This window comes from Methylovulum sp. (assembly GCF_028687615.1).
In the GTDB taxonomy this organism is placed as follows: Bacteria; Pseudomonadota; Gammaproteobacteria; order Methylococcales; family Methylomonadaceae; genus Methylovulum.
The window spans coordinates 19932-32963 of record NZ_JAQTZU010000001.1 but is presented as its reverse complement, the minus strand read 5'-3'; the positions used below and the strand labels follow the sequence as shown (position 1 = coordinate 32963).

Here is a 13032-nt window from a genome sequence, read left to right as displayed (position 1 = left end):
AAGGGTTCTGTCCAAGTTTCCCCCGAAACCTATTGCCAGCCCTTTCTTGTCTGGGATTGAAGCATATTGGCTTTTGGAATACAACTAAAAAGTGATGTGGCTTATGTCAATGACATTGGCTGTTTCATTCAGCGATGCTTCCGGTAATGTGGCTAACGATTGTAAATAGCGGATAAAAAACTGTGTTGGCCCATCATCGGGAAAATCGTTGTTGATGGCAACAAAAGCAGCCAGTGCCGTTGTCCATTGTTTGGCTTTAAACAGGCTTAACGCTTTGGCGAATGCCGTGGTTAGTGTGCGTGCACAGACCACGGCATGAATCTCCGCCATCAACAGTTCAAAAACATGGACGGGGTTGGATTTGCCTTTCAATAAAAATAGGCCCAAATCACGTAAAAGAAAGCCATCCAACCCTTCAATCACCTCGGCGGTGACCAAAATGTGCGTACCCAGATATTTGTTAAGCCCTTCAATCCGTGATGCCGTATTTACAGGGTCGCCGATGGCGCGATAGACATAGCGTCCTGGTGCGCCGGTATTGCCTATGCTGATTTCACCACAGGCCAGGCCCAAACGCGTGATTAGCGCAGGTTGCCCCGTTTGGTTAAACTGGCTGACGGCGGCTTTAATGGCCAATGCGGCATGACAGGCGTTGATATGTGGCTGTTTGTTATGTCCGGGGTTAAGCCATACAGCGTACATGCCATCCCCCGCCAAATCGGTGATATAACCGCCGTGGTCAGTCACTAGCGGAAATATGTCCGCAAAATAGGCGTTCATCAGCTCGATTAAGACTTCTGGCTTCATCGATTCCGATAGTTTCGTATAATCGTTGACATCCGTTGCCAAACAAACGCCCTGTATGAGTTTGCCGCCGGTGGACATCACCCGGTTTTCAGGTTGGTAGGGGATGTTGTCGACGATTTCTTTGGGCAACAAATGCCTCAGAACTAGCTGCATTTTGTATTTTGCCTGTTGGTTGCGCCGAAAATACAGGATGGATGCGGCGATCAAAATCACCGGCATTTGTAAACCAATAGGAACGACTAGCGGCAGCCAGACTTGCGCGGTGACAAATTCATAATAAGCGACATAAAGATAGGTGGAGCCTAACAGCAGGATTAAGCCAATGCTGATATGGAAAGGACAGGATAAACACAAGACTGACAAAACAATGCCCCAAACCAAGGGCAGCAAAAATTGGTAGGCCGGGTCTAACGGTTTCAGCCAGATATTGTCAACCAGATTGCCTATGGCGGTGGCGGCAATTTCAACAGGGCTGATGGTTTGTCCGTGTGCATTTGAGAAAACCGTGTAAAACCCCAGATTTTTTTCCGGTTCTATACTTTCTGAAAAACCGATCATGACAATTTTATCCCGCAAGATGTCAGGCTGAAGCTGTTCAAGCGCCTGGTAAAAGGGAATGGTGGTAATCGTCCCGACATTGCCGTAATGGTTTAAATATAAGCTTTTTTGATTATGCAACAGTTCAAGCCAAGAGCTTAACAAGTGTTTGGATTTTGCTGGAAACGTGGCCTTCGCGATGAGTTGTCCGAGCTGCCCATTATCCTTGTTGAATTTGGCAAATGCCGATTGGATCTGCCCGATATTGTCAAGCATGGCCTGGTTGCCGGCAAATTGTACAAAGCTGTCGGGATATTTTGCCGCCAATGCGGGATTGATGGCTTTAAGCAATGCCATGATGTCGCGATAGGCGGTTTTAAATACATAACTCTGGAACACAATGTCTGGAAAGGTTCTAAGGTCGCCGGCACTGTCTTTGTTGGTCCAGAATTGTTTGACCGTGGAGGAGGTTTTCGGAATGAGGAAAGGTGCGGTGTACAAGGCGGCGGCATTGATGATGCCGATGGATTCGATGACGCTTTCATAACTGACGGCATCGTCTGTGCCGGACATCGGGATGATTTTATGTTTGAGATAATTGCTGAGGATGACGTTGTTATTTGCCGCAATCGCTTCAGCCAATAGTTGATCGCTTTGTGGGTCGCGGTTTTCATTGAACACCATGTTCAGCGCGATAATGGCGGGCCGTTGTGCATTGATCCGGTTAAGCAAACGGGCATAATACCCGCGCGGCCATTTTTCAGGATCGTCGGGCAGATGCAAAATTTCCGCAGATGTCTGGTCAACGCTAATGATGGCGACATCTTTGGGCGGTGCTATCTCGCCTCTGGCCGAAAATAACCAAGTTAAGCCGAATTCTTCTTCCAGATACACACCTAGCGGTGTCAACAACAATACCGCACCTAACAAGCCCGCCAACGAGGATAATAAAAAAAACTTGAAAGTTTTAAGCAATAGCTTGGCAAACGATAAGCAGTGGTCAAAAACGGGTTGGGCAAGTTTCATGGTTATCCATTTAGAGGCGGTTCAATACCTCTTGAAACAACTGATAGGCAGCGGCGGACGGCTTGCTTGCCGCTACTCATTTTTTGTCGAGTTTACAAAGATAGTGAACGGCTTGTTAAGCATTTATCGCACTTTTCGGTCGATTTGAGTGCGGTTTAATCAATTAATAGTGAAATATTACCGCGTAGCGGGTGTAATTTTGTATTATTTTTGCAGATGGTTGCAAAGAATCAGTAATTGGCGGGCTTTGGGGGTTGTAGAATCAGACCATAGAGGACGACTAATCCTGTAGGTTTCAAAAATAGGTATATTGGAAGAGGCTGGGGCGGAGATAACGGGAGGGCTGTTCTTAGCCTCCCGTTTTAGGCAAGAATAATGTCTTATTCTTTTTCTTTGGCTTGTTCGGTTTCCGCGATTTGAAGCTCGGCGGTCATATTCCAGTCGGAAAATGGAAACGGAATAATTTCTGTGGTGAAAGTCAGGAACAGCAAAATGTGGTAAGTGTACAAGGACAAGCTACGCCCAAAATTAAGGATATTTTGGTTAGGTTTGCCCGTTAGCAGTGTGGATGCGACTTGCAGGACGATGACCGCCCACAATAGCAACCTGACCAGTTCACCGATCACTGAGAAAATCAGCATGAAAAATATGCGCTTCCACGTGCTGAGTTGTTTTAAATTGGTATTAATTTCTTCGTCCATATCATTAACCTCTGTTCATAATATCACGCAAATCCAGCGCGGCGGCGTTGGCACGGGCAATGTAATTTGCCATTGTCAATGAATAGTTGGCGAACAGGCCATAACCGCCGCCATCTAAAATCATCGGGCTTAAGATGGGTTCCAAGGAGTTCTCCAAGGATTTGATCATAATATCAACGGTACGCATGGCGCGTTTGTCCAGAAGAATATCTTTGAAATCGTACTTAATCGCCCGCAAAATATGCAATAAAGCCCAGCTTGCACCGCGTGCTTCGTAAAAAACGTTATCAATCTCCATCCAGGGAACTCTTGCAATCGGCACTTCTTTTTCGATATTGTCGGTTTCCAATTTGGTCAGTCCAGGGCCAAAATTAGTACCGGAATTGTTTGCCGTCAAACGGGTGGACAGGCCACCAAGCCGCTTGATAACGACTTCTGTGTATTGCCAAAGGTTGTCGGCACGCGAATAAAACTGGGCTTTTTTGACTTCGCCCCCGTAATGCTGCAAGCGGGTCATGTATTTGTGCAGGGCTTCGACGCCTTTTTCGTATTCGGCTTCGGTGGAAGGCAAGGCCCAAGAGTCGTTCTCGAAATAGAAGTAAGGTTCGGCAACCGCCAGGTCTGGGTCTTCGGCGGATTGTGATTGGTCTCTGGCAAAATGGTTACGCAATGCTGAAGTGGCATCGCGCAACATGACCAATGCCCCAAATTCCCAACTAGGGACGTTGTCAAGGAACACGCCTGGCGGGCCTACGTCGTTGGTGATATAGCCGCCGGGTTTATGGAGCAACACTTCGGCGATATGCGCCAAGGTGTTGGTATAGACGTAACCGAGGGGTAAATTGTCGGTCTCGTGGGTTTCTTTGGCGCGTTTTTCCGCTTCATCCATGATGTTGAACTGTCCAGGCTCACTTCCCCACCACGCACCTAAAACTATCAAAACAACCAACACAATAGAAATAAATACACCGAAGCCCCACAGTATCCCTTTAGATTTTATATCTTGGGTTGTTTCATTTGCCGCCATTTCAGTACCTTTGAGAAGTATGCGCGTAAAAACGGATTGCCTGATCGTGCCTCCGGTTTACGTTGGCAGTATTAAAGTGCCCTGGGTATCAGGTCTACCGCCTTAAATTGAAAGCTCTTTTTGTCTTAAAAATATAAGACATGGTAGCAGGTTTTTTATTTTTTTGCCTATCGCGCCCAAAATTATTCCGCCTTTTTTTTGGCCCGTGGGTGGGCTTTGTCATAAATTTCAGCTAGATGCTGGAAATCCAAGTGCGTGTAAATTTGTGTCGTGCTAATGTTGCTATGTCCCAACAATTCTTGGACTGCGCGTAAATCCTGGCTGGCTTCCAGCAAATGGCTGGCGAAAGAGTGTCTTAACATGTGTGGATGGATGGATTCTGCGACGCCTTTCTTGACGCACCATTGTTTCAGCCTAAGCTCAATGCTGCGTTGGCCAAGACGGGCGCCGCGTGAGGAAACAAACAATGCGGGTTCTGTGATGTTTGTTTGTTTTGATCGTTGTTGCAACCAGTTTTCAATAGCCGCCACCGCTTTGCTGCCTATCGGCAACACCCTGGATTTGCCGCCTTTACCCGAACGTACCATCAGGGATTGTCCGGCCAGGTCAATATCCGTCAAATCCAGGGCGGACAATTCGCTAAGCCGCAAACCAGAAGAATAAAATAATTCAAACATTGCCACATCGCGTATTTCCAACACCGAGCTGGTTCCGGCTTCCAATAGTCCTTTGACTTGATCGACATCCAGGGTTTTAGGTAGTTTACGCGCCTGCTTCGGGGCTTTGACGTGCTGGGCTGGATTGCTGGAGGCATGGCTTTGTTGCATCAGGTAGTGGTAAAAGCTACGGATAGCGGAGAGTTCGCGTTGCAAGCTTTTACTGCTGATGCCTTGCCGGTGGCGGTTGGCGATATGGGCGCGGATGTCGGCGGCCTGGACCTGGTGCCAATCGGCAATGGCTTTGTCGGTGCAATAGCGGTTTAAATGGGCGATGTCGCGCTGATAATTTTTGACCGTGTGGATGGACGCACGTTTTTCCACCGTGAGCTGCGTGAAAAAATCCGCCAACATCTGCCCTGCATCGTTGTGCATATCAATATTGTTTCAGCAAAGCAATAAAGCGGGTGCCGACCAGTTCGCTCATTTGGGTTAGGAACAAATGCCCCATGCCATTGACAAAACGGTCGTCTTCGCGGCTGCCGATGGCGAGCAGGCCTTCCAGTTCTGTAAAAATCATCGGGACTATCGCACAGGATTTAACGTCTGCGGCTACTGCGTCACCAAACAGCACCCGCGCTTGCGCCAGTGTAGGGCGTCCACAGCCCGGCTGTTGTGATGACCGTTCTTTGCTGAATGGCTGCAATTGTTCGCTGTGCGGGGCGATAAACAATTCAGGCATTTCTGGATAAGGCGGTTCCTTGATAATCCGCACCGCGACAAAATCGGTCAGGAAATAGTCTGACAAGACAATATTGAGGTTTCTGACCGCCATTGCCAGCGTGGACGCATCCAGCAAGGCCAGGGAAAGTTTGTGCATACGCAGGATGGACGTGTCGTTGTCGCGGGCGATGTCGATCAGTTCCGTCAATTGGCTTTCCATTTCTTGATGGCGGCTGCGGAATATTTCCAGTTGTTTGGAAATCAGCGAAACGGCGTTGCCGCTAGGATGCGGGATGTGGATTTGTTCCAACAAATGCAGATGCTCGTTGAAAAATTGGGGATGTTTTTGCAAATACCGCTCCACTTGCAGCTCCGACAATTCGGCAATTTGCTGCCCGCCAGCCAAGTTGATGCAGCCGTCATAAATGGATTTTGCCTCCCCTGTCATCAAGACCGGTTCACCGCGTCCCGCCCAATATATCTTTAACTCCCCCCCTGGCAATTCGACGGTGACATCTTGATCCAGCAAATGTTGTTCAATGCCAATCACTACGGCGGCACACGCGCCGCTGCCGCAAGCCAAGGTCTCGGCGGCACCGCGTTCGTAAACCCGTAATTTGATATGCCCGCGGTCAAGGACTTGCATAAAGCCGATATTGGCGCGTTCTGGAAAAATGGGATGGCTTTCCAATATCGCCCCGATTTCTTTGACTTGTGCGGTTTTGATGTCATTGACTTGGATCACCGCATGGGGGTTGCCCACGGACACCGCCCCGAACGCTTTTTCGGTGTCGTTGATCGGGACGGTATAAAACTTGGCTTCCTGTTCCGCCTGCATGGGGATTTCCCAAGGCGCGTGGCGGGGGATGCCCATATTGACGGTAATTAAACCATCGGCATCAAAATGCAAGGTCAATTGCCCGGAATCGGTGTCAACACAAATGGTATTTTTAGCCGATAAACCTTTGTCACGCACAAAGCGGGCAAAGCATCGCGCACCATTGCCGCATTGGGCGACTTCACCCCCATCGGCGTTAAAAATGCGGTATTTAAAATCGGCATTGCTGCTGACAGGTTGCTCAACTAATAGCAACTGGTCAAAACCGACGCCGAAGTGGCGGTCGGACATAAAGCGGATTTGCTCCGGCGTTAAGTCAACTGCCTGGGAAATGGCGTCAATGACGACAAAATCATTGCCTAAGCCTTGCATTTTCGTAAAGTTAATCATCGTTATCTATTTTCTGCGGAGCTTAAAAGGCGCCGGTCAGCCGTTGTTGCAAAATATCCACTTTGTCACGCTTAGCAGATGATGGTTGGGTATTGGGTTGCATAGCCTTACCTTGGGAGGGGACTTTAGAAAATCGGCAAGGCAATGTAAAGAAAATAATTCCTTTCTTTAAGGGCTTGCCAGTAAATGAGCAGGGGGCTTAACAGATACGGGGCAAGGGATCGTCTTCCAGCTCTGGCAAAATACGCTCGCCCCCCAGTTCTGTTTCAAGGACAACTTGTGGCCGTCCACAAACTACGGTTCCAATAATCGCGGCATCTGCATAACCCAAGCCTTGCAACCGGCCTAGCGCAATTTCCGCGCCGGCTGGTTCCAAAACGGCGATGACACGGCCTTCAGAAGCCAAATACAAGGGATCGTAACCTAACATGGCGCAAACTGTGCGCACCGGATCGGCAATGGTAATTGGGTTTTCTTTAAGCCGAATCGTGGTATTGGTCGCCGCCGCGATTTCATGGGCAACCGTTGCCACACCGCCTCGGGTCGGATCACGCATAAAGCGCAATCCTGGGATTGTGATTAATGCTTGGGTGATGGGTAAAACGCTGGCTGAGTCAGATTGGAGTTCGCCAGATAAACCGAATTGTTCACGGGCGAGCAATACGGCGGTGCCATGATCCCCTATGGAACCGCTGAGTAAAATCAAATCATCGGGACGGATTTGGTCCACACCTAGCCGCAAATGGGATGGGCGCAGGCCTATGCCGGTCATGGCAAAATAAATGCCGCCGCCCTGACCACGACGCAACACTTTGGTATCGCCGGCGACGACCTTGACATGGCTGTCCTGGCAAGCTTGCGCCATGCTTGCCAGGACTCGATCCAGCAACGCCACTTCCAAACCTTCCTCAATGAAGGCACTGAGCGTCAGATAAAGTGGCGTTGCGCCAGATACGGCCAGATCGTTCACCGTGCCATGCACGGCAAGGCTGCCGATATTTCCGCCAGGAAACTCCAAGGGTTCCACGGTGAAACCGTCAGTGGTCACCATGATTTCCCCCGAATCCATCCCAAACGGCAAACACGCCGCATCGACACGGGTGTCCAGAAGTTCATTGCTTAGATGGCGGGCAAATATGGCCTCGATCAATTCGCGCATTAACCGACCGCCATTGCCGTGGGCGAGGGCGATGTGGGAGTCCGTAAAGAAGGATGGTATTTTCATGGTTTTTGTCAGTATTAGGGTTATGGAAGGCCAACAATTGATGCGGTTTTGAGATGTTTTGCCAAGTTTAATATGTTTTGTCGGATTGCCGCATAGTTTGACGGTGGAATAAACCAGGCTATGCCGATAGTGCTTGATAATAGCTTTATGGTATATTGAGAACACATCAACAAATATAACAATAGAACTCACTAATTTATTGAAAATTAAAAAGTTTATTAAGAAAATAAGATGTTGGACATCAAGCTCATTAAAATACTTGGTTTTGCACCTAAAGAAAATACAGTAGACATATTCCGTAAGGAGTATGCCGATGGCTACACTTAAATACGCGCTTCACCATCGGTTGTGGGCGTTTGTCGAATTGGAATTTGAGCGGGACACTCGCCAAAGCCTGTTTCACAGGAGCAGCTTTTGGCGGTGCCATTAGTTAAAGGCCAGTTTCTTGGCAGCCGTTGGTGATTTTGCGTACAATCCACAGTTTGGCTCCCTGCATAGGCTGCGCCGTGCATGTTCCCGGCCCGAATGGCGAAGGTCTGGTTAAGGTCAATGTTTCCACTACATTAAGGTGATAATTATGAAAGCAAAATTTTCTCATTCTTGGTTGGGCCTGATAGTCTATGCGGCGGTTATGCCGAGTGCCGAAGCCCATACTTTCGGTGCTTATGATGCTGGTTTGCTGGCGGGTTTGGCCCATCCTTTTATGGGTTTGGATCATTTGTTAGCGATGATCGCCGTTGGCATTTGGGCGGCGCAATTGGGTGGAAGGGCCGTTTGGCTGGTTCCGCTCACTTTTGTCAGTGTCATGTCCGCCGCTGCCGCTTTGGGTTCGGTCGGCTTGCCTTTGCCTTTTCTGGAACCGGTGGTTGCTAGTTCCGTGCTGGTTTTGGGTTTGTTGATCGCTGGCCCGGTGCGTTTGCCGGCTGGCGCAGGAGCCGCTTTGGCCGCCCTGTTTGCCGTGTTTCATGGCTACGCGCATGGGTTGGAATTGCCTCAAGCCGCTACGCCAATCTTCTATGGAATCGGCTTTGTCTTGGCGACCATCTTGCTGCATGGCGTCGGTATCGGTTTTGCCCTAAGCTTGCGCCAGTACAAAATAATCCAACGCATCGCAGGTTATGCGCTGGTTGCCGCTAGCGGTTTGCTGTTGGTGGCAGTCTAATTACTCTTGATTATTACAGGGAAGCCACCATGTGCCTAGCTATTCCGATGCAAATCACCCGTATTGATGGCTTTAATGCCCGTTGTGCCTCTAAGGGCGTGGAACGTGATGTCAGCCTGATTTTGTTGCAAGACGAGACGGTGCAAATAGGCGATTACATCCTGATCCACGTGGGCTACGCCATCCAGAAAATTTCTGAAGAGGAAGCTTTATCCACTTGGGAGTTGCTTGACCAAATGCTGGATGAGGACTTCGTCAGTGCATGAGCTTTCCCTGTGTGGGGACTTGATGGGGGTAGGTGATGGCGATGGCAAAACCCCGTCGTGCAGAAAAAGTTATTCGTATCACTGCTTCATGCCCAAGCCGCCAAAACAAAGTGTTATCCCTTAAGGAACGGGCATGAAATAATTTCCGCACCGGCTCGTCAGACCTGTCAGGTTTTGATACCCTCTGGGGCACAAGAAACCTGACAGGTCTTGATCCGCGAATTCATTTCATGCCCATTCCTAAGCAACCAAGCTGTCCACATCTGAGCTAATATCATGCCGACTGGTGCAAAACACACACTGGAAAAAATCCGCGCACTGCCACTGCCCGAAAAAGTTCGGATCATGAATGTCTGTGGTGGGCATGAGCGATCCATTTCGATGGCGGGATTGCGTACCGCCCTGCCGCAAAACATTGAACTGATTCCAGGGCCCGGTTGCCCGGTGTGTATTTGTCCTGAAGAAGACATTTACCAAGCCATACAAATTGCAGTGCATGAAGATATTATCTTGGTGGCGTTCGGGGATATGTTGCGCGTACCGGTTAATGTGCCGAAAACCGCCGTCCGCACCTTCGTCCGTACCCTGGAGCAAGCCAAAGCCGCCGGTGCCGACATCAGGCCCATCGCGTCGCCAACCGAAGCAGTGATTTGTGCCAAAGCCAACCCCGAAAAAACCGTCGTTTTTTTTGTCGCCGGATTTGAGACAACCTGCGCCCCCGTCGCCGCGATGCTTGCCGAGGGTATCCCTGAGAATTTATTGATCTTGATGAGCGGTCGCCTGACGTGGCCCGCAGTCGCCATGTTGCTGGATTCAGGTACGCCAGGATTTGACGCGCTCATCGCCCCCGGTCATGTTGCAACCATTATGGGTTCCGAAGAATGGCGGTTTGTTGTTGATAAACACCATATTCCGACCGCAGTCGCCGGGTTTACCCCCGAAAGCCTGCTGGCCGCCACTTACTCGGTGTTGCGGCAGGTTATTGAAAAAAAGATATTTCTGGATAATTGCTACACCCAAGTTGTCAAACCGCAGGGCAACCCTACCGCGCAGCAGCTTTTAAATTCAACTTTGGTGGTGGTTGATGCACCTTGGCGGGGTATCGGGATTATCCCGCAATCGGGTTTTGAGCTAAGCGAAAAACTGGCGGCACACAACGCCCGTCTCCGATTTCCTAGCTACGCCGATGAAGCACGAAAAAAAGCCGGTGCCATGCCTCCAGGTTGTGATTGTGCCAAAGTGGTGCTAGGCAAAATCAAACCCAATGAATGCCGTTTGTATGGCGAGTCTTGCGTCCCCCGAAATCCTATCGGCCCCTGCATGGTGTCAGACGAAGGTGCTTGCCGGATTTGGTGGTCGACTGGGGTACGCAAAGAATCTACCGAAGCCGTGGATGCGGCCTGACCTAGTTGTCCGCCGGTGAGCGAAATACTGGCGATTCATATCGTCATTACGGGCAGGGTGCAGGGTGTCGGTTTCCGCCCCTTTGTCAGCCGTTTTGCCCATGAGTTGGGTTTAGCCGGATGGGTGCGTAATTGTAGCGGTCAAGTCGAAATTCATGCCGAGGGTTCCGGTGATGCACTAACGGCCTTCAAACTCGCCCTTATTGACCACGCACCGCCGCTTGCCCAGCCCGAATGTCCCCTGATTTTTCCCGTTGAGCCATGCGGGTATCCTGGCTTCACCATTGAACCCAGCGAAGATGGCGACCATACCGATGCCCATATCCCGCCGGATTACTTCGTTTGCAACGATTGTCTGGCCGAGATGCAAAATCCTGCGGAAAGACGCCACCGTTACCCCTTCATCAATTGCACCCAGTGCGGCCCGCGTTATACGCTTATCGACCGCTTGCCTTATGACCGGCCCAATACGGCGATGGTCGATTTTACCTTATGCCCCGAATGCCAATCTGAATACAGCAATCCGCTTGACCGCCGTTACCATGCCCAACCGTTGGCGTGTCCCCGTTGCGGCCCTAGCCTGAGTTTTCGCCGATCCAGTTATCCCGATTTATGCGGTGACGAAGTGGCGTTAGCCGCTTGTCTTGCCGCCCTGCATGAAGGTTTGATTGTTGCCGTCAAAGGCGTGGGCGGCTACCACCTGTTATGCGATGCGGCTCAAGCCGATTCCGTGCGGCGGCTTCGGGAACGCAAGCACCGTCCTAATAAACCGTTGGCGGTGCTAGTGCCGTGGCGGGGCAAAGATGGCTTGGAACTGGCGGATCAATTAGCGGAATTGGAAGAACCTGAAAAACATGGGCTATGCTCGCCATTACGTCCCATCGTGCTGGTTAAAAAACGCGCCAACACCTTGTTGACCGAATCCGTCGCCCCTGACTTGAACGAAATCGGTTTGATGTTGCCTTACAGCCCCTTGCATCATCTGCTGGCGGATGGTTTCGGTAAGCCCTTGGTGGCGACCTCCGCAAATTTAAGTGGCGAACCCGTGCTGACCGACGGGGGCGAAGTGGAAACTCGGCTTAGCCAAGTCGCCGATGCTTACCTGCACCACAACCGCCCGATACGCCGTCCGGCGGACGATTCGGTGTATCGCCTGGTTGCCGGTAAATCCCGCCCGATTCGGCTGGGTCGCGGACTCGCGCCGATGGAGCGCAAACTGCCGTTCTGGTTGGAACAACCCGTATTGGCGGTGGGTGCCGATCTTAAAAACACAGTGGCTCTGGGTTTTCGTGACCGGGTGGTGGTCTCGCCGCATATCGGTGATTTGGGTTCACTGCGAAGCTCGCAAGTGTTTGAACAAGTCGTTGCCGATTTGCAGCGGCTTTACGGTGTCAGTCCGCAAGCGATAGTCTGTGACGCCCATCCTGGCTACCATTCCAGCCGTTGGGCCAAGCAGCAAGGCTTGCCGGTCATTCCGGTTTTCCATCACCACGCCCACGCGTCGGCGTTGGTTGGGGAACACGGGTTGGCAGGACAAATGCTGGTTTTTACCTGGGACGGCACTGGCTACGGGGAAGATGGCGGTGTCTGGGGAGGCGAGGCTTTGCTTGGCGAACCAGGCCATTGGCGGCGGGTGGGGGCGTTAAGGCCGTTTTATTTGCCAGGTGGCGATAAAGCCAGCCGGGAGCCTTGGCGTTGCGCTTTGTCGGTGTGCTGGGAACAAGGTATAGATTGGCCTGATTGCGGTCAAGATGCTAGCCTTTTGCGGCAAGTCTGGGAGCGGCGCATCAACTGCCCCGCCACCAGTTCAGCCGGACGCTTGTTTGATGCCGCCGCTGCTTTAATCGGAGTCGTCCAACATTCAACTTATGAAGGCCATGCCGCGATGCGGCTTGAGGCGATAGGCTCGCCCAGTAGTGAAAGCATTGCTTTGCCACTGGCTCAAAATTCCGCCGGTGTTTTTGTCAGCGACTGGGGGGCTTTGTTGCCGTTCTTGCTGGATACAAAATTAAGCCCTGCCGAACGCAGCTCCGTTTTCCACGCCAGCCTGGCCGCCGCCATCACCGACCAGGCAAAAGCGATAGGTGGGCAACACGGCATCACCCGCGTTGGGCTTTCCGGTGGCGTATTCCAAAACCGGCTATTGACCGAACAAGCACTGTCGGCATTGGAACAAGCGGGTTTTGAGGTTTTTCTTCACGAAGCCGTCCCATCTGGCGATGGAGGCATCAGCTTGGGTCAGGTGATCGAAGCGGGAAGCCAATGATGCTT

General features: G+C 51.0%; 10 protein-coding genes and 1 pseudogene. 4 read left to right on the top strand and 7 right to left on the bottom strand.

The genetic code is table 11. The features are described 5' to 3' along the window. Nucleotides 1–84: 84 nt before the first annotated feature. From PHH59_RS00170 to hypE, 7 genes and pseudogenes are all read right to left on the bottom strand, one after another. Entirely contained in the window at nucleotides 85–2370 is a 2286-nt protein-coding gene (locus PHH59_RS00170; RefSeq protein WP_300009362.1) for an adenylate/guanylate cyclase domain-containing protein, read from the bottom strand. 380 nt (nucleotides 2371–2750) lie between these two features. Further along, complete coding sequence (locus tag PHH59_RS00165; RefSeq protein ID WP_300009359.1) at nucleotides 2751–3071, bottom strand: DUF4389 domain-containing protein; 321 nt, start codon at nucleotides 3069–3071, stop codon at nucleotides 2751–2753. Between the two features lie 4 nt (nucleotides 3072–3075). Next, entirely contained in the window at nucleotides 3076–4098 is a 1023-nt protein-coding gene (locus PHH59_RS00160) for a DUF2333 family protein (protein ID WP_300009356.1), read from the bottom strand. A 182-nt stretch (nucleotides 4099–4280) separates the two neighbouring features. Beyond that, entirely contained in the window at nucleotides 4281–5189 is a 909-nt protein-coding gene (gene xerC, locus PHH59_RS00155; protein ID WP_300009353.1) for a tyrosine recombinase XerC, read from the bottom strand. 1 nt (nucleotide 5190) lies between these two features. Next, entirely contained in the window at nucleotides 5191–5856 is a 666-nt protein-coding gene (locus tag PHH59_RS00150; protein ID WP_300010006.1) for a DUF484 family protein, read from the bottom strand. Between the two features lie 24 nt (nucleotides 5857–5880). Beyond that, nucleotides 5881–6705: pseudogene (gene dapF, locus PHH59_RS00145) on the bottom strand (diaminopimelate epimerase); the annotation flags it as partial. A gap of 199 nt (nucleotides 6706–6904) precedes the next feature. Further along, a complete protein-coding gene (gene hypE, locus PHH59_RS00140; protein WP_300009351.1) occupies nucleotides 6905–7930 on the bottom strand; it encodes a hydrogenase expression/formation protein HypE in 1026 nt (341 codons plus the stop codon). Nucleotides 7931–8507: 577 nt separating this feature from the next. Here hypE and PHH59_RS00135 point away from each other — a divergent pair. From PHH59_RS00135 to hypF, 4 genes are all read left to right on the top strand, one after another. After that, nucleotides 8508–9092 (top strand): HupE/UreJ family protein, encoded by a 585-nt coding sequence (locus PHH59_RS00135; protein ID WP_300009348.1) that lies wholly within the window; start codon nucleotides 8508–8510, stop codon nucleotides 9090–9092. A gap of 29 nt (nucleotides 9093–9121) precedes the next feature. Continuing rightward, the gene (locus PHH59_RS00130) at nucleotides 9122–9358 is read left to right on the top strand and encodes a HypC/HybG/HupF family hydrogenase formation chaperone (RefSeq protein WP_300009345.1); all 237 of its coding nucleotides are present in this window, start codon (nucleotides 9122–9124) and stop codon (nucleotides 9356–9358) included. A 276-nt stretch (nucleotides 9359–9634) separates the two neighbouring features. Beyond that, nucleotides 9635–10762, top strand: coding sequence for a hydrogenase formation protein HypD (gene hypD, locus PHH59_RS00125; RefSeq protein WP_300009342.1), 1128 nt, complete (start codon nucleotides 9635–9637; stop codon nucleotides 10760–10762). Nucleotides 10763–10777: 15 nt separating this feature from the next. After that, on the top strand, nucleotides 10778–13027 hold the full coding sequence (hypF, locus tag PHH59_RS00120) for a carbamoyltransferase HypF (protein WP_300009339.1): 2250 nt from the start codon (nucleotides 10778–10780) through the stop codon (nucleotides 13025–13027). The last annotated feature ends 5 nt before the right edge of the window (nucleotides 13028–13032 follow it).